19 protein-coding genes, 1 tRNA gene and 1 pseudogene are annotated in these 24814 nt (G+C 67.5%); 17 read left to right on the forward strand and 4 right to left on the reverse strand.

All coding sequences use genetic code 11. From position 1 onward, the window contains the following. Positions 1–9: 9 nt before the first annotated feature. The 7 genes and pseudogenes from FYW99_RS29285 to FYW99_RS29315 all read left to right on the forward strand — a co-directional run bounded on the left by FYW99_RS29285 (position 10) and on the right by FYW99_RS29315 (position 11145). Positions 10–1263, forward strand: a complete 1254-nt coding sequence (locus FYW99_RS29285; RefSeq protein WP_223839761.1) for a sugar ABC transporter substrate-binding protein — start codon at positions 10–12, stop codon at positions 1261–1263. 44 nt (positions 1264–1307) lie between these two features. Beyond that, positions 1308–2282 carry a carbohydrate ABC transporter permease gene (locus FYW99_RS29290; protein ID WP_150255383.1) on the forward strand — a complete coding sequence of 325 codons (975 nt, stop codon included), beginning with the start codon at positions 1308–1310 and terminating at the stop codon, positions 2280–2282. After that, the gene (locus tag FYW99_RS29295; RefSeq protein WP_150255385.1) at positions 2279–3094 is read left to right on the forward strand and encodes a carbohydrate ABC transporter permease; all 816 of its coding nucleotides are present in this window, start codon (positions 2279–2281) and stop codon (positions 3092–3094) included. Before FYW99_RS29290 ends, FYW99_RS29295 begins: the two co-directional genes overlap by 4 nt. Before the next feature lie 64 nt (positions 3095–3158). Further along, positions 3159–5117, forward strand: a complete 1959-nt coding sequence (locus FYW99_RS29300) for a glycoside hydrolase family 127 protein (RefSeq protein WP_150255388.1) — start codon at positions 3159–3161, stop codon at positions 5115–5117. 75 nt (positions 5118–5192) lie between these two features. Beyond that, positions 5193–6172 (forward strand): annotated as a pseudogene (locus tag FYW99_RS29305) (tyrosine-type recombinase/integrase); the annotation flags it as partial. 516 nt (positions 6173–6688) lie between these two features. Then, positions 6689–9841, forward strand: coding sequence for an RHS repeat-associated core domain-containing protein (locus FYW99_RS29310; RefSeq protein ID WP_150255390.1), 3153 nt, complete (start codon positions 6689–6691; stop codon positions 9839–9841). A 695-nt stretch (positions 9842–10536) separates the two neighbouring features. Then, positions 10537–11145 carry a DCL family protein gene (locus FYW99_RS29315; RefSeq protein ID WP_190394858.1) on the forward strand — a complete coding sequence of 203 codons (609 nt, stop codon included), beginning with the start codon at positions 10537–10539 and terminating at the stop codon, positions 11143–11145. A 335-nt stretch (positions 11146–11480) separates the two neighbouring features. Here FYW99_RS29315 and FYW99_RS29320 read toward each other — a convergent pair. Further along, a tRNA-Arg gene (locus tag FYW99_RS29320) sits at positions 11481–11561 on the reverse strand. Positions 11562–12088: 527 nt separating this feature from the next. On the opposite strand from FYW99_RS29320, the gene FYW99_RS29325 reads away from it, so the two are divergent. Beyond that, the gene (locus tag FYW99_RS29325; protein ID WP_223839770.1) at positions 12089–13639 is read left to right on the forward strand and encodes an AbiJ-related protein; all 1551 of its coding nucleotides are present in this window, start codon (positions 12089–12091) and stop codon (positions 13637–13639) included. A gap of 186 nt (positions 13640–13825) precedes the next feature. Here the strand turns inward: FYW99_RS29325 and FYW99_RS29330 are convergent, their stop codons facing one another. After that, positions 13826–15268 carry a hypothetical protein gene (locus FYW99_RS29330; protein WP_150255397.1) on the reverse strand — a complete coding sequence of 481 codons (1443 nt, stop codon included), beginning with the start codon at positions 15266–15268 and terminating at the stop codon, positions 13826–13828. Between the two features lie 394 nt (positions 15269–15662). Here FYW99_RS29330 and FYW99_RS29335 point away from each other — a divergent pair, with 394 nt between their 5' ends. Then, positions 15663–16268 (forward strand): DUF6907 domain-containing protein, encoded by a 606-nt coding sequence (locus FYW99_RS29335; RefSeq protein WP_150255400.1) that lies wholly within the window; start codon positions 15663–15665, stop codon positions 16266–16268. Positions 16269–16483: 215 nt separating this feature from the next. Here the strand turns inward: FYW99_RS29335 and FYW99_RS29340 are convergent, their stop codons facing one another. Next, positions 16484–16669 carry a DUF397 domain-containing protein gene (locus FYW99_RS29340; protein WP_150255402.1) on the reverse strand — a complete coding sequence of 62 codons (186 nt, stop codon included), beginning with the start codon at positions 16667–16669 and terminating at the stop codon, positions 16484–16486. Positions 16670–16994: 325 nt separating this feature from the next. Between FYW99_RS29340 and FYW99_RS29345 the strand changes: the two genes are divergently transcribed. The 8 genes from FYW99_RS29345 to FYW99_RS29380 all read left to right on the forward strand — a co-directional run bounded on the left by FYW99_RS29345 (position 16995) and on the right by FYW99_RS29380 (position 23334). Next, entirely contained in the window at positions 16995–17285 is a 291-nt protein-coding gene (locus tag FYW99_RS29345) for an Imm32 family immunity protein (RefSeq protein WP_223839772.1), read from the forward strand. Between the two features lie 219 nt (positions 17286–17504). Further along, positions 17505–18197 carry a pyruvate phosphate dikinase gene (locus FYW99_RS29350; protein WP_150255405.1) on the forward strand — a complete coding sequence of 231 codons (693 nt, stop codon included), beginning with the start codon at positions 17505–17507 and terminating at the stop codon, positions 18195–18197. After that, positions 18194–19093, forward strand: a complete 900-nt coding sequence (locus FYW99_RS29355) for a hypothetical protein (RefSeq protein WP_150255407.1) — start codon at positions 18194–18196, stop codon at positions 19091–19093. The genes FYW99_RS29350 and FYW99_RS29355 overlap by 4 nt, the downstream gene beginning before the upstream one ends. Then, a complete protein-coding gene (locus FYW99_RS29360) occupies positions 19086–19745 on the forward strand; it encodes a thymidylate kinase (RefSeq protein ID WP_150255409.1) in 660 nt (219 codons plus the stop codon). The genes FYW99_RS29355 and FYW99_RS29360 overlap by 8 nt, the downstream gene beginning before the upstream one ends. Beyond that, positions 19742–20761, forward strand: a complete 1020-nt coding sequence (locus tag FYW99_RS29365; RefSeq protein WP_150255411.1) for a nucleoside phosphorylase-I family protein — start codon at positions 19742–19744, stop codon at positions 20759–20761. Before FYW99_RS29360 ends, FYW99_RS29365 begins: the two co-directional genes overlap by 4 nt. Then, positions 20758–21690: a DUF2797 domain-containing protein gene (locus FYW99_RS29370; RefSeq protein WP_150255413.1), complete on the forward strand. Its 933-nt coding sequence runs from the start codon at positions 20758–20760 to the stop codon at positions 21688–21690. Before FYW99_RS29365 ends, FYW99_RS29370 begins: the two co-directional genes overlap by 4 nt. A gap of 29 nt (positions 21691–21719) precedes the next feature. After that, positions 21720–22391, forward strand: a complete 672-nt coding sequence (locus FYW99_RS29375) for an HIT domain protein (protein ID WP_150255415.1) — start codon at positions 21720–21722, stop codon at positions 22389–22391. Positions 22392–22446: 55 nt separating this feature from the next. Further along, on the forward strand, positions 22447–23334 hold the full coding sequence (locus FYW99_RS29380) for a phosphotransferase enzyme family protein (RefSeq protein WP_150255416.1): 888 nt from the start codon (positions 22447–22449) through the stop codon (positions 23332–23334). Here FYW99_RS29380 and FYW99_RS29385 read toward each other — a convergent pair. Then, on the reverse strand, positions 23328–24650 hold the full coding sequence (locus tag FYW99_RS29385; protein ID WP_150255418.1) for a hypothetical protein: 1323 nt from the start codon (positions 24648–24650) through the stop codon (positions 23328–23330). The genes FYW99_RS29380 and FYW99_RS29385 overlap by 7 nt on opposite strands. Positions 24651–24814: the final 164 nt, after the last annotated feature.

Consider the following 24814-nt stretch of genomic DNA (forward strand, 5'->3'; position numbering starts at 1 on the left):
TGAGGAATCATGATGCGTCCAACCGACTCCGCGCGTTTGCTGCGCGCGACGGTAGCCGCCGCGGTGTGCGTGACGGTGATCGCGGGCTGCACGTCGTCCGGCCAGGGCACGTCCGAGGCGGACGACGCCTACACGTGGTGGGATCCCTACCCCCAGCACGACGACTCCTCCGACTGGGCACACCGGGTCGCCGCCTGCGGCGAGGAGGCCGGGGTCACCATCGAGCGGACCGCCTTCGACACGACGGCCCTGACCAACCAGGCACTGCTCGCCGCGCAGGAGGGGACCTCGCCGGACGTCATCCTGCTGGACAACCCCGCGGTCTCCACGCTGGCCGACACCGGGATGCTGACCACGATGGAGGAGTTCGGGCTCGACACGTCGGAGATCGACGAGAACCTCCTCGCCGCCGGGGTCGTCGACGGTGAGGCCTACGGCGTCCCGATCGGTGCGAACACCCTGGCGCTCTACTACAACGAGGAGATCCTCGACGAAGCCGGTGTGGACCCGGACTCGGTCACGGACTGGGCCTCGCTCACCGACGCCCTGGAGAGGGTCGCCGAGATGGGCCACCAGGGCATCACCTTCTCCGGTATCGGCACGGAGGAGGGGTCCTTCCAGTTCCTGCCCTGGTTCTGGGGAGCTGGGGCCGACCTCGGCGAACTCGACTCCCCCGAGGCGGTTCGGGCCCTGGAGCTGTGGAAGGGGTGGCTGGACGCCGGGTACGCCCCCAACTCCGTCATCACCAACTCGCAGAACACGGTCTGGGAGCAGTTCCTGACCGGCGATTTCGCCTTCGCGGAGAACGGGACCTGGCAGGTCAACAGCGCGGAGGGGGCCGACTTCCCGGTGGGGGTCATCGCTCTGCCCGGCATGGACGGTGGTGTCGCGCCGACGCCCACCGGAGGCGAGTTCATCGTCGCCCCGGTGCAGGGAGAGGAGTCGCGATACGAGGTCACGGCGCGGGTCGTCGAGTGCATGACCACGCCGGAGGGCCTCGTGGAGACGGCCACCACCTTCGCGTACTACGTCCCGCCCACCGCCGCCGGGCAGGAGGCGTTCCTGGAGGAGCACGAGGACCTCCGGCCGTGGGTGGAGGCGGTGCGCAATGCCAAGGGACGTACCAGCGACGGCCTGGGCACGGACTATCCGATCATCTCCGAGGCCCTCTGGAGCGCGGTGCAGAACGCCCTGAGCGGTGCCATGGACGTTGAGGAAGCGCTCGGGCAGGCCCAGGCCCGAGCGGAGTCGGAGACCAGTTGAACCGCGAACCGGAGTCAGTACCGCGAACCCCAGGACAGTACGTCGTGAGGTCGGCGCCGGGGTACGGAGGACCGCCGGCCGGGCCGGAGGCGACGGCCGGACCCGGCCGTCCCGGCCCGGGGCCGGGACGGCGCTCCTTCGCCGGACACAGGTGGACCGCGCTCGCCTTCGTCGCGCCCCTGGTCGCCTACCTGGCGCTCTTCTACGCCTATCCGCTCTACCGCAACATCGACCTCAGCATCCACGACTACACACCGAGGGCCTTCGTCCAGGGCGACGCCGACTTCACCGGCCTCGCCAACCTCACCGGTGTGCTCGCCTCCGACGCCTTCGGAGCGGCGCTGTGGAACACGGCCGTCTTCACCCTGGTCTCCATCGCGGCGCAGTACGCCATCGGACTCGCGCTCGCCGTCTTCTTCCGCGACAACTTCCCGCTCTCACCCCTGCTGCGCGCGATGTTCCTCGTCCCGTGGCTGCTCCCGATGATCGTCTCGGCCTCCACCTGGTCGTGGATGCTCAACAGCGAGAACGGGATCGTCAACTCGGTGCTCGGAGCGTTCGGAGTCGGCCAGGTCAACTGGTTGACCTCACCCGAAACGGCCCTGGCCTCGGTCATCATCGCCAACGTCTGGCTCGGCATCCCGTTCAACCTGGTGATCCTGTACTCCGGCCTGCAGAACATCCCCAGAGACCTCTACGAGGCGGCGGAGCTCGACGGGGCGGGACCCTGGCAGCGGTTCCGGCACATCACGATGCCGCTTCTGCGGCCCGTGTCCGTCATCACCCTGCTCCTCGGCCTCGTCTACACCCTGAAGGTGGTCGACGTCATCTGGATCATGACGCTCGGCGGCCCCGGCAACACCTCGACGACCCTGGCGATCTGGTCCTACCGCAGGGCCTTCGGCACGGGACAGCCCGACTTCTCCGAGGCCGCCGCGGTGGGCAACCTGCTGATCCTCATGGCCCTGGTGTTCGGCTTCGTCCACCTGTACCTGAGACGACGGGAGGAATGGTCATGAACCGAGGCCGGGCCTGGTGGAAGACCGCGCTGGGCGTCCTTCTCACCGCGGTCATGCTCTTCCCCGTCTACTGGATGTTCAACGTCTCCCTGACCCCGACGAGCGACCTGAGGGCCGACCCTCCGCACTGGTTCCCCCACGCCCCCACCCTCGAGGGGTACGCGGCCGTGTTCGAACAGCAGCTGCCGAACCTGGCAACCAGCATGGTCGTGGGACTCGGGTGCGTGGCGGTGACCCTCGTGGTCTCCGCGCCCGCCGGATACGCACTGGCCAAGCTCCGCCCCCCAGGTACGGGAACGATCGGCTTCCTGCTCCTGGTGGCCCAGATGGTCCCGAGCGTCGTCATGGTCATGGGCTTCTACGCCGTCTACGTCCGCCTCGGCTGGCTCAACACGGTCTGGGGGCTGATCCTCGCCGACTCGACGATCGCCGTCCCGTTCGGCGTCATGCTGTTCACCGCGTTCATGTCCGGGATCCCCAAGGAGATCCTCCAGGCCGCGAAGGTGGACGGCGCGGGAACCTGGCGCACCTTCCGTTCGATCATCCTCCCGGTCAGCCGGAACTCGATCCTGACCGTCTCCCTCTTCGCCTTCCTGTGGGCCTGGTCGGACTTCGTCTTCGCTTCGACGCTCAGCCGCAACAGCGAGATGATCCCGATCACCCTCGGTATCTACAACTACATCGGCAACAACACCACCCAGTGGAACGCCATCATGGCGACCGCCGTCGTGGCCTCCGTCCCCGCGGCCGTCCTGCTCGTCCTGGCGCAGCGGTACGTCGCCGGGGGCGTGACCGCCGGAGCGGTCAAGTGAGCCTCCGGACGACCCGCGCCGAAGACACCGGCCCCCGCCGACCGCACAACCACGAGGAGCACAAGTGACCGTCCACGAAGCCGCCGCCGCGACCGAGCCCGCCGGCGGTTGCCCGGTCCTCCCCTCCCGGAGCCGGGTCCGTCCGCTCGGACTCGGTGAGGTCGCTCTGGGCTCCGGTTTCTGGGGAGGGATGCAGGAGACCAACGCCTCCGCGACGCTGGGACACTGCGAGGAGTGGTTGGAGCGGGTGGGGTGGCTGGCCAACTTCGACCGGGTGGCCGACGGCACCACCGGACCGGACAGACCGGGTCTGTGGTTCTCCGACTCGGAGGTCTACAAGCTGATCGAGGCCCTGTGCTGGGAGTACGGCCGTACCCGCGACCCGGGGGCGGACGCGGCCGTGCGCCGCCTGACCGCGCGGGTGGGCCGGGCCCAGGACGGGGACGGCTACCTCAACACCTACTACGGGCACGGCGGACGGCCGCCCCGCTACAGCGACCTGGAGATGGGACACGAGCTGTACTGCGCGGGACACCTGCTGCAGGCGGCCGTGGCCCGGGTTCGTACGACCGGGCCGGGACCGGACACGCTGGTGGAGATCGCCCGCCGGGCCGCCGACCACGTCTGCGCCGCGTTCGGCCCCGGGGGGAGGGAGGCCGTGTGCGGCCACCCCGAGATCGAGGTGGGCCTGGTGGAACTGGGCCGGGCCCTGGGCGAGGAGCGCTACGTGGAGCAGGCCCGCCTGTTCCTGGACCGGCGCGGCCACGCGACCCTGCGCGGCGACCGCGTGCCCGGGGGCGGCGCCTACTTCCAGGACGACGTGCCGATCCGCGACGCGCGCACCTGGCGCGGCCACGCGGTGCGGGCGCTCTACCTGTCCGCGGCGGCCCTGGACGTGGCCGCCGAACACGGGGACGCGGAGCTGTTCGCGGCGGTGGAGCGCCAGTGGGAGAACGCGGTGGCCCGGCGCACCCACCTCACCGGCGGCATGGGCTCGCGCCACCAGGACGAGGGCTTCGGCGAGGACTGGGAGCTGCCCCCGGACCGGGCCTACTGCGAGAGCTGCGCGGGTATCGCCTCGGTCATGGTCTCCTGGCGCCTGTACCTGGCCACCGGGGAGACACGGTACGCCGACCTGATGGAGCGGACCCTGTTCAACGTGGTGGCGACCGCGCCGAGCGCCGACGGGAGGGCCTTCTTCTACGCCAACCCCCTGCACCAACGGGTCGTGGGGGACACGTCGCAGGACGGTGTCCCGAGCCCCCGGGCGGAGAGCGGAGTCCGGGCACCGTGGTTCGACGTGTCCTGTTGCCCCACCAACCTCGCCCGCACACTGGCCACCTGGCAGGCCTACGCCGCCAGTGCCGACGGCGGCGGACTGACCCTGCTGCAGTACGCCAGCATGCGGATCACGGCGGATCTGGGAGGGGGCCGGGTGCTCGGGGCGGAGGTCGAGACCGCCTATCCCGACGACGGGCTCGTCACCGTCCGGGTCACCGATCCGCCGTCGGGTCCGACGGCCCTGCGGATGCGCGTGCCCTCCTGGGCCCGAGGCGCGGTACTGGAGGAGGGGGGACGGCGCCGCCCGGTGGAACCCGGGCTGGCGGTCGTGGAACGCGAACTCGTTCCCGGAGAGGAGGTCCGCCTCCTCCTGCCGCTGCGGCCGCGCTTCACCTGGCCCGACCCCCGCATCGATGCCGTCCGCGGCTGCGTGGCCGTGGAGCGGGGGCCGCTGGTGTACTGCGCGGAGTCGATCGACCTGCCGCCGGGCCTCGACCTCGCCGACTTCCTGGTCGACACCTCCTCCGAACCCGTCGAGCGGGACGGACGGGTCACGGTCCTCGGCACCTGCGGCACCGGGGAGGGACCCGGGCAGGCCTGGCCCTACGGCGGGCGGGCCCGGGCGGGACGCGACGGCGGCGCCGTCGAGTTCACGCTCTCCCCCTACCACCGGTGGGCCGAGCGCGGGCCGACCGCCATGCGGGTCTGGCTGCCGGTGCTACCAGGCGCCCCGGAGGCCTGATCCGGCCGGGAGCGCCGCGCGGCTTCCCCGGCTCCCGGGACGGGGGGCCCGTCTCCGACGGCGGGCGGTCTTCGTCTGGGCCGGCTGCGGGTGGACAAGCTCCAGGCCCGCCACGTCGAAGCGATGTTCGCGGCCATCGAAGAAACCAACAGCCACATCCTGGAGTGCCGCGAGTCCGACGACGTGAGGGTGCGGGCCTCGGTGCGCGGGCGGCGGGTGATCTCGCTGTCCACCAAGCACCGGATACGCGCTACCTTGCGCAGCGCGTTGTCCGAAGCGGTCAGGCGTCCGGACCTGCCGGTGTCGGTGAACATCGCCTCACACGTGCGGTTGCCCTCGTGTCCGCGGAAGCGTCCGTTGGTGTGGACACCGGATCGGGTGCGCCAGTGGGCCAAGGACGGCACGGTGCCGGGAGAGGTGATGGTGTGGACCCCGGAGCAGACCCGCGCTTTTCTGGTGCACGCGAGGAAGTACCCGTGGCTCTACCCAATGTTCCACCTGATCGCGGTCAAGGGCCTACGCCGAGGAGAAGCGGTCGGACTGCCCTGGTCCAACACGAGGTTGACCGATGGGCAGATCGACATCCGTGTTCAGGTGGTGCAGTTGGCGTGGGAGACGATCACTTCACCCCGAAGAGCGCGGCCGGGCAGCGCACGATCACTCTGGACGCGGACACCATCAAGGTGTTGCGGGCCTGGAGGCGGTTCCAGAACGAGGCCCGCCTCAAAGCCGGTACGGGCTGGGTGGACAGCGGCCTCGTCTTCACCCGTCAGGACGGTTCAGGGTGGCATCCGGGGCAGGTCAGTGACTGGTTTCTCCGCGTCGCCAGGGCTGCCGGGTTGCCGCCGATCACGTTGCACGGGTTGCGCCACGGAGCCGCCTCGCTGGCGTTGGCGGCCGGGACGGACGTGAAGGTCGTGTCCAGCGAGCTGGGGCATGCGACCACGCACTTCACCCAGGACACCTACCAGTCGGTGTTCCCGGACGTGGCCAAGGCGGCGGCCGAGGCCACCGCCGCGCTCCTGCGAGGCCCGGCTCCGGTGACGGCCGGGTAGGCGAACCGGCGAGCACACCAGGAGCCACACAGCGTCCCCAGCCCCAGGTCAGTCCCCGGGCTCACCCCCACTGGCCTGGGGTTTCCTCGTGCCCGGTGCGTGTTCCCCATCGGATCAAAGGTCCTCTGGAGGTGGCTTCAGGGAAGTGTCCACTCCGGTGAGCATCGTGCCTTTCGCGTCCTGTTGTCGCGTAGCAACTGTTGTCATCAGGGCCGGTTTCGGTCACCTATTCCAGCGGGGCGCGGAGGCATCATCCGGCGCGGGCGGCACCGTGTTTGCCCAGACGTTCGCGCTCACGTGCGCGAACGCGGTCATTCTCCGTTTCTCCCGCTACCAAACTTCCCGAAGGTCCCTCTCACCCAGGGTCACGCTCTTCACTCTGGGCTCATGGTGCTCGCGGGGTGGCGTTCCGTAACGTACCGGGTGCCTGAGCCGCCCGGAGACGGACCCTCAGACCAGGGTCGTCATGTCCGGGTGTTCCCCGTGCACATCCCTACCCTGGGAGCGATCCCCCTCGTGAGAAGGCACATCCCCTGGTCCCTGACGGCCGCGACGGCCGCCTCCACCCTCGTACTGGGGCTGCTGTCCGCGCCCCTGGCCCTGGCCGAGACCGACCCTCACTCACCCGCCGATCGCACCGTTCCGGTCCCCGACACCTGGGAGCCGGGCGAGGCCAACACCGAACCCGTGGGCGGCGAGCCGCCCAACGAGCCCTGGGCCCCGCCCGGAGCCGAGGACGAAGCCGCCCCCGAGGCCCGCACCGACGGTCCCGAGGCCCGGGTTCTGGGCTGCACGAGCGAACCTGGCCGAGGTCTGCGCGAGCACTACCCCCTGGAACGCCACCAGATCAGCGACCGCATGGAACTGACGGTCAACCTCAGCGCGGGCAACGCCGTCCTGCGCCACCGCAACCTCACCATGGCCGGAACCGGGCTGGACCTGTCGGTCTCCAGCTTCTACGACTCCAACGCCTGGGACCTGTGGCACGGTAACCCCTGGCTGCTCTCGCACGGGCACAACGTCGGCCTGGACGTGGACAACGCCACCGGCGTCATCTTCCACGGCCCCTCCGGGTACTGCGTCAACTTCGGCGACGGCGAGGGAGGCGAGTACGACCAGCCCTCCGGGCTCAACGCCGAACTGGAGGAGAACTCCGACGGCTCCTTCGACCTGCGCTGGCACCGGGGCGAGTACGCCGACCAGGTCTGGCACTTCACCTCCGAGGGGTGGTTGTACTCCCAAGCCGACCGCAGCGGCAACACCCACAGGATGCGCTACGACACCGAAGGGAACCTGGCCTCGGTCGTGGACACCCAGGACCGGGTGACCACCTTCGACTGGGACGGCGACGAACTCGCGGGCATCACCGACCCGGTCGGTCAGGCCGCAGCCGAGTTCACCTGGAACGGTGACGGCGACATGGTCACGCTGACCGACCGCGCGGGCCAGGACATCGAGTTCGGCTACGACGACGGCCTGCTGACCTCGATCACCGACGCCACCGGCGCGGTGTGGACGATCGCCTACAACGACAACGGTGACGTGGCCAGCCTGACGGTACCCGACGGCAGCGAGGACGGGGCCACCACCACCTACTCCTACGGCGACGGACAGACCACGGTCACCGACCCCGAAGGCGGCGAGTCCACCCTGGAGTTCGACAACCGGGGGCGCCAGACCTCGGCCACCGACCAGGTCGGCAACACCCGCTCCCAGACCTGGACAGCCAACTCCGACGTGGCCACCACCACCGACGCCCTGCAAGCCTCGGTGACCTACACCCACGATGAGTTCAACAACCTCATCGGCATCGAACTGCCCACAGGGGCAGCCACCTCGGTCGGGTTCGCCGACACCGCCAACCCGGCCAAGCCCACCAGCGTCACCACCCCGGACGGGGACACGTTGGAGATGTCCTACAACGACGCGGGCAACCTTACCTCGGCGGTCCAGGAGGAGATGGACATCGAGGTGGCCGACATCGCCTACCACTCCAACGGTTTGGTCGACGAGGTCATCGACGCCAACGGCAACACCACCGACTACTCCTACGACCGCGCCGGGAACATGACGGCGATGGACGAACCGGGGCCGATGGGCACCACCGAGTACGGCTACGACGCCCTGTCACGGGTCACCTCGGTCACCGACGGCAACGGTGTGAGGCTGGAGTACGGCTACGACCGCCTCGACCGGATCGTGTCCATCTCCCAGGGCGGCGACCTGCTCCAGGCCATCGACTACGACGGCAACGGCCGCCAGACAGCGACGCACACCGACCAGGCGAGCGTGGAGCACGCCTACAACGGCCGCGGTGACCTGCTCGAAACCGTGCGCACCGACTCGGCCGGGAGCGAGACGACCACCTACGCCTATGATGCCGCGGGCAACGTCACCGAGATGGTCGAACACGGTAAGACCACGACCTACGGCTACGACGCCGCGTTCCGCCTCACCTCGCTGACCGACCACACCGGCGCCGAGACCACCTTCACCAACGACGCCAACAACCGCCGTACCAGCATCGAACACCCCGACGGGGCCGTGGAGGAGCGCACCTACGACGACTCCGGGCGCCTGACGTCCATCACCACCACCGGCGCCGCCGACCAGGCCCTGGTGGAGGCCTCCTATTCCTACGACAATGGCGGCGCCGACAGCGACCAGTTGCAGTCGCGCACCATCCAAGGGGACACGGAGACCTTCACCTACGACGGCCTGGACCGGCTCACCAGCGACGGCACCACCGACTACACCTACGACGACGTCGGCAACCTGCTCACCGCCGGGGGCGAGGAGTTCGCCTACAACGACGCCGACCAGCCCACCAGCGCACGCGGGGCCGAGGTGGGTCACGACGAGGCCGGGAACATGACCTCGCGGGGTGAGTACGTCTACGAGTACTCGGTGACCAACCAGACGCTGCGCTCCCACGACGGTGAGGGCGAGCTGGCCTCGTGGCTGAGCTATGACACCACCGACCAGACCCAGATGCGCGGCGTCACCGACGTGCACGAGGGCACCCGGGTGGAGCGGCAGTTGTCCAACACCGCCCTGGGGGTCACCAACATCGCCTCCGAGGGCGAGCGCACCAGCTTCGTGCGCGACCCCGAGGGGCGTCTGGTGTCCATGGTGGCCTGGGACGGTGATGAGCGGTTCCACTACACCCTCGACCACCAGAACACTGTCCTGGCTCTCACCTCTGAGGGGTCGGAGGCCGAGTCCCCGGACGTGGTCTACGACTACAGCCCCTACGGCGAGCGCACCTCTGAGAGCCTGGAGGGGACCGAGGCGGCGGCGTTGAGCCCGTTCGGGTTTACCGGCGCCTACCAGTTCCAGGACGGCATGGTGCACCTGAACCACCGCTTCCACAGCACGTTCACCCTGGGCTTCACCCAGCCGGACCCGTCCCGGCAGGAGTTGAACAACTACGCCTACGCAGCCTGTGACCCTGTCAACAACACCGACCCCACCGGGTTGAATACCATGCCCTCGTGGCAGTGTGTCCGATCGGCCAGTTACTTCGTAGCTGGATATGCGGGTTTGGTTCTGAGTGTGCAGTCAATTCTTTTTTCGGCTGGGGCGGCGACACCTGGGGCCATGGCGGGTGTTGCCCTCGGGGTCTACGGGGTCGTTGGAGGAATCGATGGAATGGCAACCAGCTGTTAGGTTCGTCTGGTGAAAAAGAAAACATCTGACCGTCTCACTCTGATCTCTCTTTTGATGGGGACAGCTGTCATGTTCGCCCTTTTGGGTGAAAGACTTATTGGCCCCAGGGAGCCTGATGTGATGGGTCTCTTTTTCTTCGCCTTTGGGGTGATCGGAATTTATTTCATAATAATGCATTTTCTTAAAAAGAACTCCGACTGAGCGGGAGGGCCGCTGTCGACGGGGGCTGACCTTCGTTGTAGCGGGCCTCGGGGCTACCGAATGCCCGGTGAGCTGTAAGATGGCCGATCGGTAATCCCTGGCGCGGGTTCTCGTTCCGTTATTTCTGTCGTCGGATGGTGCCGTACCTACACCGTACTGCGGGTACGGCATGACCCCGGGGTAGGGAGGATCGCTCCGGGGTCTGGAACCGGGGTCCGCCTCAGGTCACGGCCGCCTCACGACGGTCCCGCGCAACGCCTGGTTGTGCGGGACCGTCTCGGGCAGCGCAGCGCATGATTCGAACCTGACAGAGTGCTTTTCTGGGCTGACGAGGCGGGGTGTGGATTTTCCCTTCCTTGTCGAGGAACTTCCTCTGCTGGTTTTATCTACCAGAGCCCGGCTGGCATGATGAGCCTATGACATCCCAACCTATCTCTGTCGGAGATCGATGGTTCCCTTCCAAGGGCGCGGCGACCAAGGAGTTCCAGTGCATCTTGCGCAGCTACGACATCGGTGCCGCAGTCACCGACCCCCGGGATGAGCAGCTCCTATTGGACCTCGTGCAGACGCACCAGAATCCGCTGCAGAAGATCGGCCTGGGAATCGAACGGTTCGAGGTCCGGGTCAATCCTCAACATCGGCGCAACCATTCTTTCTTCATCGTCCGGAGCGACGGTACGGAGGACGACTTCGGTTACACGAAGCTGATCGAGGGCCAAACCGCCTCCCGGCGGGTTGCGGCAGCGATGCGTCATGAGGTCCGAGAGCAGATCGAGGAGTTCCACGCAGCCGAGTTCGCCAAGCCCGGACCTCGTGTATGCCCGATCGAGGGCACCGAGATCACACACCCCGGAGACTGCCATGTCGACCATGAGAGTCTCGGGTTCCAGGAGCTGGTACAGCGGTTCGTAGATCAGCACGGGGGCTGGAGCGCTTTCGAGCTGTACTCCCCGCCCGCCGGGGAGGAGATCGGGCAACGTCTCAAGAGCAGGAAGCTCGCATCGCAGTGGCACGCCTTCCACTCTCGGGAGGCCAGGTTGCGGATCGTGTCGATCAAGGCCAACCTGTCGACGCTCCGGAAAGGCAAACGGCTTTCTAGGTGAAACAGCCCTGCCGTTGACAGTGAGCGCTGGGTTCGCGTCGTAACCGGGATGCGGCTGTTTGTGGCCGCAGGCGGCCTCGTCAGTGCGTGCCGGTTCCTGGGCGGGAACAGGGCGGATGGCGCGGCTACGGGCGTTTGGTGGCGCCCCGCGGGGCGCACGCCGGGCCGTCCCGGGGTGGGCCGCCAGGGTCACGGGACGGCAAAGTGCTCCGCGAGGTGGCCCTCCACCTGTACTGGACCCTGCACTGCGGAGCACACGGGGAGCATTTCAGGCCCCGAACCAGGCCCGGCGCCTCGCCTGTTCGACTCGCGCACCCTGTCTGGCCTGGGGTTTTGTGGCGCACCCGGCAGGATTCGAACCTGCGACCATCGGATTAGAAGTCCGGCGCTTTCGTGTCCCTACGTGCCACCGGGTGCCGTTTCGTCCCTATCCGTCCGATCACCGCCATCGTTTCGTGTCAAGAGGTGCCGCCCGGTGTCGTGCCAGTCCGGAACTGCGGAGCACGAACGGAGCACACACCGACCCTTGATGGCGTCCGATGGCACCTCACGAGGTTCTCGAGGAGTCGGTCGTCTATTGTGGCGCGTGCGCCGGGTCGTCCGAGAACGCTGCCTTATCCCAGGCGTGGGATCCAGCCCTCGGCACGGCCGTTCTCGGTGGCCTTGACCTCGACATCGAACCCCTTGACCAGGCCGGTCGCCCGTGCCACTACCAGGGTGGCGGGCACGTCGGACTCATCCCCCTTACAGTCCAGGTTGCGAGTCCTGGAGCGCTGTGAGGACCAAGACCGGGTCAAAAGCCCGGCGCCACTCTGCTGCTACATCATCTGGCGCAACCGACAAGTCGAGGACCGGTACCTACGTGCCATCGTCGACAGAGCGAACGCTGCCTGACGCGGCACTAACCGGTACTCACCATCGCTTTCTGGATGGACAATCGAAGTGTGACGAAGTATCGCTTTCTGGTTGTTCAACGGGTTGGAACGGAACCATTCGTCCTCACGAGGACCTACCTAGACGTGGCGCGCGTCGAGCGCCTCCGCAACGCCGCATTGGACGACGTGAGCGACCTGGACGCGGCGTACGAGCTGGCCAGAATTGCGTTGAATGATCTTGAAGCTTTCGGCACGGGCGGAAGCGAGACCCTCGATGACCAGGAGGCCGCAGTTCTCCTCAGGTCCCTGCGCGCGGTGCTGAAGCGTCTCGGCGTAGCCTTCGACCTGCCCTTCCGGGACTTCAAAAGCTTCAAGCGCTACTGGACAGACCAGGGGATGAGCGGCAGTTACGACGCACGCCGACGCTACATCAACAGTGTCTTCGGGCCGGTCCTGAGCCAGTTGGACGAGTACCACCCCCACCTCCGCCAGGGCCGAGACCAAACGAGCCGTATCACCGATGTCACTCGCCGCCGACTTCGCGACGGCCTCGCAGGCGTGTGGTGGGGCGGGACGCTTGACGCGGAGGAGTTCCTGAGCCGCCTGTACGACCTCGACAACCTGCCCAGCCACGACTCCCGGTACGCGACGGCCGCCCAGGACATCTGGCAGCACTGCATCAACAACCCAGCTGACTGGGAAGATGACTGGATCTGGCACGACGAGCGGTTCGGCCTGGTCGGCAACGACGAAGCCCTCCTGCGGTTCCTGGTCGAGATGTTGCACCCGGTGGTGCGTACCGATCCTGCCGAGGTCGAGCGCCTGCATGCCTTCTTCAACGAGACGCTGGCACACGACGGTTACGAGCTCATCGAAGCGAACACCATCAGCGGCGCACCGATCTTCGCCGCTCGCACGATCGGTGCTGGAGTGCCCGGCGCTTTAAAGAATCTGATCTTCGCTGCGGACGGTCCGAAACCAGAGTTCGTGCTCAGTGACGCCATCAACAACGATGTTCAGATAGTGAAGAACGAGCAGTTCTGCCTCGTGTACAGCCAGCCGCTCGGCGCTTCCGGCCTGACCTGGGGCGAGATGATCACCTGGTGGCGGACCCGAGAGTCCTTCCCCGAGACCATGACGGACAGCGAGGTCGGACGCGCCCTCTACAAACGGCTGTGGGCGTCCCTGCACAGCGATCCCGAGCGGCCCGAGTGGCTCTCACCCGAGCAGAGGGTGTTCCGCGCCTACTGCAAGCTGTACCCGATCAACGAGACAGGAGTCGGCCATCCGGCGCTGCTGCCGCAGGTGTACCTGCACATGGACCCGACGACCCGCAAGACGCGCGGAGGCAAAGACAGCGTCCTCGGCCGCGAGCGCATGGACTTCCTGCTGCTGCTTCCCCAAGGAGTCCGCATCGTGGTGGAAGTGGACGGCCAGCACCATTATGCCGAGGGCAAAGAGGCGTCCCCGCGGCTGTACTCGAAGATGGTCGCCGAAGACCGGGCGCTACGGCTCAAGGGGTACGAGGTGTACAGGTTCGGCGGGCACGAGCTCGGCCTCCGCAGCGCTCCAGCGATGCTTCACAAGTTCTTCGCTGAATTGATAGAGCGCCAGCGGTAAGTTCCGCCTCGCCTTGGAGTGGACGGCAAGGAAGGGTGTTCAACTGCCGCGAGAATTTGGCGACTTCGCGCGGGGTTTCGGACACCGACGAGGCACTCCCACGCGTTGTCCACCTCTGGGCCGTGGTTGATAGCGTATGGCGCGGCCGTGGTGACACAAGACAATCGAGCTGCTGTTTCCTGCCTGTCAGTTTTCGAAACGCTGGACCTGGATCTTAATATTGGGGTCTTTCGACAGGAGATGCGGCTGGCCCGGGAAGGATTGAACGGCATCGAACAGTTCGCGATCCCTGCGGACGGTCAACTTGCCTCTGATCAGTCCGAGAAGGTCAGCCCACTTCTCTTGCGGAAGTTGCCACTGTAGTTTGCTGGCGATCACGGTGTCTGTGAAGGCCCTCAGAGAAAGTGATGCCTGGTTCGGATTGAACCTGGTGATCAGGTCTTGATAGATTGGATCGGCGCTGGCAGCGACACCGTTGCCGTTAGTCAAAAAGACCTCGATAACTCCGAGGACGTACTTCCGGCTCAACCCCTCCGGGACGTCGCCGTGCTGACCGACGAGTTCCTGGAGTCGGCGTGCGATTGGCGGCTCGGTGTAGAAGTTGTTCCAATTGTTGTGCGCGTCGATTAGCTCGTTCAAGGCGGCGTCGATTTCCCAAGCCCGCTCCTCGGATGGGAGATAGGTCGCGCCGTTGACTAGATCGATGAGCTGACGGGCAAGGCCTGCCTGTTCCTGGTCGCCGTTGGCTCGGAACCGGCCAAGCCGGAATCCGAAGTTGTACCGCGTCTCGTCGGAAACCTGTCTCCAGAGGTCAGGCCAGAGGCGGCGGATGTTGTCCAGGGTCTCCGGTCCGGTGGTGGGGTCGGTGTAGCGACCGAAAAATCCGGAGGCAAGTGGGTCGGCTTGAACCGGCGGGAGGTTCACGAAGAAAGAGCTGATCTCGTTGATTGCGCCGTCAGTGAGCCGCTTTTCCTTGACCTTCGTGAGGAGCTTCTTCACCTGTGCAGTGATCTGGTCGTAGGGCAGCGTGATCGCATGCTTGATGCAGGCGCCCAGCCAGTGTGCCAGTTGGAGACCATCCAGCTGGACCTGGTTGGGATGGGCCGCGCTCGCCCAGTTCCGCATGTAGCGGATGAGGTCGAGCTCCTGGAAGCCGATGTCGCTGATCAGCCCGATCTCTCGACAGCCATTGAGAAGCTTCTGATCGTCGAGTTTGGGCAGGTCGTCCTCGTCCTTGAGGTCCTTGCGCTTGTTGTCGGACTTCTCTGCGACTTCATAGAAGTACTGGAGGTCGAAGTTCACGACACGTTTGCGGAGCTCGAGGACGGTCTCGTCCCAGAGGTAGTTCAGCGCTGCGTCGAAAAGGCCGACAGACCCCGCGATGATCATCTTGGAGATATAGCTGGCCTGCCCCCGCTTGTCGACGGGCAGCTTGGTGAGCGCGAAGCCGCTGCTCTCCATCAGAGCATGCCGCTCTTCGAGCCCGACCAGAATTCCGTCCGTGGGAAGCCCCGACTTCGCGAGGATGTCGAGGACCAGTTCCTCAAACGACTGCAGCCCTTGGAGGGCCGTCTCACGCTCCCCGGTCGCGATCTCCACAGTCGCGCGAGGCTCCAAGTGTTCACTCACAATCACGAGGATAGAGCAGCCAGCGCAGTGCGGGAGGATTAACCACTGGGTTACGAGTTGACCGACCCTGAGCTCAGCGGCCTCGTGTCTCGTGCCTGATGTGATGGACGCATCGAAGTGTGCTGGGATCGTCTGTCTGAGTAGTCCTGACGCCGCCGAGGCTCTGTTCGCTGGGCATGGTCTCAGTGAGGTCCCGATGACGCGATGTGCCCCGTCCACCACGGTCACCTTCGCTATTAACGAAGCACGGGTCGACAGGACCCGGCGGCTCTGACCCTCGCTCCCGCGGCTTGAGTGCGCTGGAGACCTACTCGCCTCAACCTCCCGGGCCCACTACTCGACCCGTACCGCACGACCACTACAGGATTTACAACGCTAAGAAAGCGGCTTCCTGATGACCAATACCAACACCAGCACCGCGAACCGCCCGTATTGGCAGGACCGGCCGTGCCCCGAGTGGTGCCACGCCTTCCACGGGTCCAACGACTCCATCGTGGACGCCCGACACTCCTCCGGCACCGCCGAGCGGATGACCCTGTCCACCGAGGAAAATCGCCGTGCCACCATCCCGCAAGCGGACGGGAGTAACCGGTACGAACTCGTGCCCGCCGAGGTGGAGACCTACCTGGAACAACACCACCTGCATATGTTCCCGCGCGTGGTGCTGTCCGTAGACCCCGAGGGCGGCGACACTCCCCACCGCACCGTCCACCTGACATTGGACGAGGCCCGCCTCCTGGCTGGCCAGATCAACGGGTTCGTGGACACCGGGGAAGGCCACGACCCTCAGACCCTGCAGAACGCGGCTACCGCCGACCTGTACGTCCAGCTCGCTGAGGTTCTCACCGAACTGGACCGGCGCTCCGGCCTGGACCCGAGCCAGGAGGTCAAAGCCGAGCACGCCGGCATCGACCAGGACCCAGACGACGGCGAGTACCGAGTCCGGTACGTGAGCGAGGCCGCGCACGCTGCGGCCCTCGAAGAGCTCGGCGACAGCTAACCTGACCAGCGGGGCTGTGCAGTCGTCTTAGCCGCGTAGCCCCGCCCAATGTGACCATCAGGAGGGCGGCCCCACCTGTTTCGTGTCGGTTGTGGTGGAGGTGCTGGCGCGTGCCGGGATCGCCTCCCGTCACCTGTCCTGGAACGCTCGGGCAGCGAGCTGGACACACGTCGGCCCCCGGTGGGTGTTCCGGGGGCCGATGCGGTGCAGGAGGATCAGCGGCCTTGAACCTTCACCTGACGGAGGAAGGTGCTCCACTCGGGAGAGGGGAAGGCCAGCTGCGCGTCGTCGGGGTGCTGGGAGTCGCGGACGGCGGAACCGGTCGGCAGCTCCGCCACCTCGACGCAGTTCTGGCCTCCACCTCCGCTGTAGGAGGACTTGCGCCATGACAGATTCTGCATCAGTGTTCGCTCTCTAACGCCGCCAGGACACCCTGGAGGAACTCGCGTGACTGAGCCGGGGTGGAAGCCGCGTTGTGCACCGCGTGCCACATGGCGTTGTACCGGGCCAGCTCAGGATCGGTCTCTGCGAACAGACTATCCGTAGGAGTTCAGGAATACCTGACATCAAAGTTGGTCGTATTCCATGCTGCGGAGATGTCCGTGGTCGTCGAGTGAGTGACACACCTGTCAGCGTCGCGGCACCGGCGGCTGGCATGGCTGAGTTGGCTGTGATGGCCGGTCTGACGGGGCGTAGCCTTCCCGGTCAGCGGTCCATGATGGAGCCATGTCTGATGGTTCTTCCGGTGCTTCGCCAGCGAGCACTCATGTCAACGTGGTGGCCGATGGGGTTACGAGAAGCTTCGTATGGGAGGAGGACGCCCGTATCGAGGTTCGCAATCTCGGCAGTGAGATCGTCATTGAGGCGAATGCCGCAGGACTGCGCACCCTCGCCGGTCATCTGCTGACGCTTGCCGAAGATGGAACTTCAGACGGAACCCATCTGCACCTTGAGGAGTACAACGGTCTCGAAAAAGGCTCCGCACATCTGATTCTGGAGCGCTGTGACGAGGAGTAGACGTGTGCCGTATGCGCTTCAGAAAGGCTTCTCATGTGCCGGGTTCACCGTCCGTCGCTCGGCTGAGCGGTAAGTGTGGCGACTCATGACCGGCTCGTCATGGAAGCTATGACTGGCCGGTCATGGCCTCCTGCGTGTGGCCTGGCCACAGTGGGCGCATGGATGGATTCGAAGAAGGAATTCGCGCTCTGACGCGGCTCGGCTCGGGCGGGTGCGCCGATGGTGGCTGACCTGCTGACTCAACGGCTGGACGCTGGCCACTGGGGGTTCAAGGCCGCACGGTTGAGCGAGGTCGCCGAACTCGGGATACCGGTGCCGCCTGCCTTGTGTCTTCGAGCCGAGGACCTGTCGCGAGCGACCGCCGAGGCCGTGAACGCGACCAGGACCTGGCTCCGCCTGTACAGGTCCTGCCGCGTGGTGCTCCGGACCAGCGCTCACGAGGACCTGGCGGAAAGCGCGCAGGCGGGCCGTACCGTCTCCCTGCTGAACTGTCCTCCCGAAGCTTCGGCGCTGTTGCGCGCCATCGATCAGGACCTCCTCAGCACCGAGAACCTCGGCGGTGGCAGCGGGGCCTGCGTCATGGTCCAGGAGCAGGTCGAGGCGCCCCTCTACGGCGTGGCCTTCTACGAGGACGACCACCTGACAGTGGAGGCCACGCGGCACACCGACGGCATCACCGCAGGGCGTTCGCCTCAAGCACACGCTCGGGTGGAGGGGAACCGCTTCCACATTACGACCCAGGAGTCATCCATCGCGGGGATGCTGCTGACCCGTCGTCTGCTCCAGACCTGCCGCTTCCTGCACGAGCACTTCGGCTTCGGAGTCGACGTGGAGTGGGCGTGGACCGGCGCTGCGGTCGTCGTGCTCCAGGTCCGTCCGATCACCAGGAGCCTCCTGGAGCGCGCCGCATGAGCGCGATGAGCAAGCTCGACACCATGACAGCCCTGGGCAACCACGGACTGCTGCGCATGCCCGTCCAGGTCTACCGCCGTCCGGGGAGGGTGACGGCCCGAATGGTCCGTAGCGGCGTGGGCACCGACGAGGCCCTTGTCGTCCGGACCGGATCCGAGACCGAGGAGCGGAACCTGCCGCGCCTGGTCGGCGCGGACGCCGAAACCGCGGCGGCGTGGATCAACGAACTGCCGCCGTCGTTGTCGGCGTTGGTCCAGCCCTACGACCAGGTGCTGTTCTCCGTCGAGCTGGCCGTCTACGACGGTCTGGAGGCAGCCGAGATCATCCCCGGTATCTGGGAGCTGGACAACCAGCTCACCCCAATCGTGGTCGGTGTCCAAGGTGATCGAGTCGACCTCACGGCTCTCGACACCGGAACCGCTCAGACGGCGAGGTTCCACGACCTCACCCGTGGCCACTACGAGAGCCCCGCCCAGGTGGACGACTGGCAGATCGCCACGGTCGTGGAGTGGATCCGCGGCCATCGCCGCGACCTGACTGCTCTGCTCCAGGACCTCGGCCACTCCTTCGGGCTCAAGCTGCACTACTCCACCCGCTTCGGACTCTCCCCGCAGAACCTCCGCAGCACAGTGCCCCACCGCGAGACCTGGACGGGGACCCACAACTCACCCCGCCCCGCGGTCGCGGTCCTGGCCTCCACGAACGAACCGATCCCCAGCGGTCCGCTGCTGCTCGACGTGTCCCTCGCCCGTGAGCAGTACGCCCAGCTCACCCGCTTTCTTGACCGCCTGCGGAAGGCGGGTACCAGCGAGGTATACCTGCGTTCCGGGCTGCTCTCCCACCTGGCCATCAACCTCCGCGAGGCCGGAATCACCGTGATGAGCGCTCATGGGTGAGTTCTGGGTGCTCGAAGGCATCGACGGAGCGGGTAAAAGCCACCTCCTGTCCTGCCTCGCCGACAGCACCCGCGAAGCGGTCGTTCTCCGCAAGGACGCCTTCCCCATGTCAGGCAACCCCTGGGCGGACGAACGCCTGTCAGCGATGCACCGCCTCACCTGGGGCTACGACCACGCCGAACCCGTGTGGCACTACCCGACCCGTTACTGGCTGCACACCCTCGCCGCCTGGTACGAGCTGTTCCACCACGTCCACGTGGCACCTGCGTTCTCCTCCGGCCGTTCCGTCGTGGTCGACGGCTGGTACTTCAAGTACCAGGCCCGGATGGCGCTCTCCGGCGACGAACGACTGGAGGACCTGGCCGCGCGGGTGTTCTCGGCCCTTCCCCAGCCGGACCACATCGGCAAGCTGTCCACACCAGCGGACCTGGCCGCGACCCGCCGCGACGGAAACTCCAAGCCCTCCGAACACGGAGCCTTCGTCACCGGTGAGGCGACCACGTCCGCGCGGAGCTTCACCGACTACCAGACCCGCACCGACCTCGCCCTGGGCTCGCTCCTCGCCGCCCACCCGGCTCCCGTCCACACCGTGGACAGCGGATCCGGTGCCGAGCACCTTCTGTCCATCCTCCGTAAGAAGGCCGCGCCATGAACCTCACCGCGCCCGCGGCCGTTCCCACCGGTCACACGATGGGGGAGCGGCTGGCTGACTACGTGCTTCCCAAGGTCCCGATCGACCTGCTCGCCGCCACCAACGGCCGGGCCTGGGTCTACCCCAACCGCTCCCTGTCCTTCCTCCTCGGCGGGGACAAACGAGAGGGGAAACGGTTCAACTGGCGCCGTCCCTACTTCACCGTCGCCGACCGGGTCCTGCACTGCGTGGTGCCGCCGGGCCGCGACTACGCCCACCACTACACCCAGCTCATCCGCGCGGCCTGCGCACTCACCGGGCTCCCCGCCGACGTCACCACGGAACCCCCGGCACCGGGGCAGGGCCTGGAGTTCATGGACCACTGGCTCCCCGCACGCCTGCCCGCGAGCGACCGGGTGATCCTCGGCTACGTCGAACCCCTCCTCCGCGACCACAGCACCGACTGGACCCACCGGCCCGGGTTCGGCTGGTGCACCGCCCGCGTCGGCAACACCACCGTCCTCCTCCTGGGCTGCGAGTTCAGCTTCTGGGGCGACCTCGCCGGAGACCTGGTCACCGCCCTGGCCGCACGCGGGCACACCGGGGGAGTGGTCTACGTCGGCAAACTCGGCGGGCTCCAGCCGGACATGGCCCCCAACACCCTCGTCGTCACCGGCACCACCACCCGCATCGAGGGCCGCCGCGTCACCTGGAACAGCGCCCTGGACCTCACCCAGGCGCCCGCCACCCTCCGCTCCGGAGTACGGCACGCCACCATCCCCAGCGTGCTGGACGAAACCCGCACCTGGTTCGATGCCCACAGGGCGGACTTCGACGTCGTGGACCCCGAGATCGGCCACATGGCCCGCGCCGCCACCACCGCAGGCGTCTCCTTCGGCTACCTGCACATCGTCACCGACAACCTGTGCGGCACCTACGAACACGGCCTCTACCGCGAGCGCGCCGCACCCGTGGCCACCGGGCGCCGCCGCTGCCTGCACGACATCGAGACCATCCTGCACCGGAGCCTGGCATGACCATCACCGCACCCGTCACCGTCCTCGGCCTGGACTGGAGCACACCGGACACACCGCGCCTGCGCACCACTGACACCGCCGCCCCTGACGGCAGCCACCTCCTCCCCCTCCTGGGAGAACACACCTTCCGCGTGGACGGCGACGAGCGTTACTGCGTCGGCTGGTTCGACCTCACCGTCCCCGAGGGCAGGCACGTGCGGTGCCGCACCGACGAGACCGTCACCAGGGGACGGCAGTGCCGACGCTGCCAGTACAAGGAAGGCTTCGTCACCGCCCACCAGGCCCACCACAACCCGCACGCCCTGCCGGACAACATCCGCGACTACCTCCAGCAGCCGCACTGGCTCTACCTCGACGTCTTCGCCAAGGGGATGACCAAGGTCGGCACCGCCGCCGCATCCCGCCGACGCAGCCGTCTGGCCGAACAGGGCCCCGTCGCCGCCGTCTACATCGCACGCACCTGCGACGGCATCGCCGTCCGAACCCTGGAGGCCGCCGTCTCCCAGCGCCTCGGCCTGCCCCAGCAGGTACCGACCCGCCGCAAGGTCCTCGGCCTCCAGGACCGGGTGGACACCGCCGCGCTCACGATGCGGCTCACCGAAATCGCCGCCGAGGCCACCGCCTACCTGGCCACGATCACCGCGGACCAGCCGGGCACCGAGGTGTTCCCCGACCCGGAACCGTGGGTCCGCCCCGCGTGCGCCACCACCGTCTTCGACGCCGTCCCGGTCCTGGCCTACCCCGCCGCCCTCACCGAGGGCACCCACCACCTGCGCGTTACCGGAGCCAGCGGACCCGTCGCCCTGTTCACCACCGAACCCGACTCCGACGCCGCCCGCTACTGCGCCGACCTCACCGCGCTCATCGGCCGCCGACTCGTCCCCGCCACCCCCGAGGACGCGCCCAGCAGCGCCCCGACCCTGTTCTGAACCCGCCCCTGCCTGCGAAAAGGAGAACCGTGGACGACACGCTGAGCGAGATCTGCACCTTCTGCTGCGAAGTCGAAGGCGGCGACGACTCCAACCTCTTCTACGACCTGGGCCTGGCACACGCCCGCTCCGACTACGTGATCCACGAGAGCGACCACTTCGCCGTCATGCCCTGCATCGGCGCCCTGACCGACTGGTACCTGCTCATCGTCTCCAAGCGCCACACCCTGTCCGTGGGCTGGCTCGACGACACCGAACGCGCCGACCTGCGCGCCCTCATCCCGCAGGTCACCGACCTCGTCCGCAGGCGCAGCGGCCTGGACAGCCTCGTCTTCGAACACGGCAGCCTCGACTTCCGCGACAAGGGCGGCGCCTGCTACGACCACACCCACATCCACGTCGTGGCCACCGACCGCGCCCCCCAAGCCTTCCTCGACCAGATCCCCGCACCCGTCACCATGCGCCCCTGCCCGGACTGGATCGCTGCCGCCCGCCACCTGGTGGAGGACCGACAACGCTCCTACCTCGCCCTGGGCACACCCGGACAGGACTGGATCGGCACCGCCACCGGAGCGCCCTCGCAGTTCTTCCGCCGCTGCCTGGCCTCCTGGATGGGCGCCGAGGAAGGCGAATGGGACTGGCTCACCTTCCCCCAGACCGACCGGGTCCACCGCATGAGCAGCCTCCTTGCCGCGGGCTGACACCCAATCCCCGCCCACGAAGGAGGAACCGGCGCCCCGGCGTAGGCTGGGGCGCGTGGTTCACACCGAGGACTTCGTGCGGCGCGCGACCCGCGCCGTCCACACCGCCGCCGACTCCATGGGCCTCACCCCATCCCAGGAACCCGAGCTGATCCGGGCGGGGGAGCGGGCCGTGTTCCGCCTCGACAGCGGCAGGGTGATCGCCCGCGTCGAGCGCTCCGCCGACCGGTCCCCGGAGGCAGCCCGCGAGGTGCGCGCCGCACGCTGGCTTGCCGACCAGGGCCTACCGGTGAGCCGCCCCCTCCCCGGAGAGCAGCCCGTTCCGGCCGAGGACACCGTCGTCACCCTCTGGGAGGCCGTGGACGGGGAGTGGACCGTCCCCCGGGAACTGGCCGTGCTCCTGCGCTCCCTGCACCGGCTCACTCCGCCGCCAGACCTGGACCTGCCCGACCTCGACCCCCTCGACCGGATCCGCGAGCGCATCGACACCGTGCCCCGGCTCACCGGTCCCCAGCGCGACCAACTGCACCAGGTCCACCACGACCTGGCCCAGCGCCTTCCCACGGTGCGCTCCGTCCTGGGACGGCGTGTCATCCACGGCGACGCCAACATCGGGAACGTGCTGGCCACCGACCACGGGGTCGTGCTCTTCGACCTGGACGGCATCTGCTGGGGTCCGCCCGAATGGGACCTGGTCCTGACCGCCCTGTACCGGGACCTGGGCTGGCACACCGACGCCGAGTACGCCGACTTCTGCGACGCCTACGGATTCGACGTCACCGCATGGGAGGGCTACCCGCTCCACAAGGCGATCCGCGAGCTGCGCATGACCACCTGGCTCGCACAGAAGGGCGGCGAGAGCCCGGAGATCGACGCCGAGATCGACCGGCGCGTCACCGACCTGGGCGATCCCGAGCGCCCCCGGTCCTGGCACCCCTACTGACCGGCGGCCACCATGGCGCGCGCCTGCCGCAGGAACCGCGCCGCCCCGGGCTGGTCCCGGTGGGGTAGTACCCGCCTCGCGAAGTCGTCCAGGTACCCGGCGCACCGCGCCGACGAGGTTGCCCGGACCAGAGGAATTACCTGTTCGCCGATGTGGCTGGCCTCCTCCACCTCACCCTGGCCGAGGACGGCCGCGGCCAACACCAGGCGGGTGAACACCCGGCTGCGCGCGTACTCCTCACCGGTGGAGGCGGCGAGGCTCTGCTCGGCCAGGCGGCGGGCGACGTGTGCGTGTCCGAGGTCCCGGTGACAGTGCGCGACCTCGTCGGAGTACTCCGAGTGGTCGAAGTACCTGATCCACTCCGGGTCCGTGGCGGGTTCGCGGCTTCCGAACGCCCGCTCGGCCTCGCCCATAGCCCGGAAGCAGTCACCCCTGTCCTTGCGGGCGGCGTGGGCACGGGCCTCCATCATCAGGAACTGGGAGCGCATCGTCGCCGTCGCGCGAGTTCCAGCTCCGGTGAGGGCGGCACGCGCCAAGTCGCGGGCCTCGGCGTGCGCCCCCAGGTAGTTGGCCTGGTGGCTCATCGCGGACAACACGCTCGCCCCCAGCAGCCGGTCCTCGGCGTGTGCGGCCAAGTCCAGGGCCTGGACGAAGTAGCGGCGGGCGGCGCCGTTGCGCTGGGCGTCGTAGGACATCCAGGCGATGGAGAGGACGAACTCGGCCGCCACCGTGAACAACGACCGCCGTACCGCTTCCGCGTGCGACCGCCGTAGGAGAGGGACGACCGTGTCGTTGAGGTAGTGCACCGCTGTGGTCCTGGCATTCTCGCCACCGAACCGGTTGTCCAGGGCGCCGAACGCCGCGGTCGCGGCGCGAACCGCGGCCACCGGGCCCTCCTCGACCAGAGGGGTCTCCTCGGAGGAGGCCGTGTTCCGTACGAGCCAGGAGAGCACGGCCGGGCTGGTCGCTGAGGTCCCGGTTCCCTCCTCCATACCCGGTGTGTGCTCGACGTCCGCCTGGGCCAGCCGTCGCAGGACCGAGGCGGCCTCCTCACCCGAGTCGTTCAACCTCAGAGCGAGCTCGGCGGGCACCCGCGCCATCTCGGGCGTCGGGATGTCGTGTCCGTGCGTGATCCCGTCGAACGCACGGATTCTGGACTCGGGCTTGCGGATCTCGCGGCTGCCTTTCAGGACTCGGGAGACCATGGCCTGGGACAGGTCGCACATGCGGGCGATGGCGTCCTGCGCCAGGTCGGTGTGCCGCAGCAGCAGCCGGATCAGCGCGTTGGGGTCCCGGTCAGCGACCGCTCGCCGCACCTCGGGGATGCTCCAGAACCGGCTTGGAACGCACGAGCAGTCACCGGGCTTTCGTGCACGACCGCAGTTTCCGCAGAACACGGCATACCTTCCGAATCGCTTCGCCGGAGGGGGAGTGGAGTGGCACCGAATCCTACGGTGACACCGGATCTTGGAACCATGAC

The sequence above is a fragment of the Nocardiopsis deserti genome, assembly GCF_008638355.1.
In the GTDB taxonomy this organism is placed as follows: Bacteria; Actinomycetota; Actinomycetes; order Streptosporangiales; family Streptosporangiaceae; genus Nocardiopsis; species Nocardiopsis alborubida.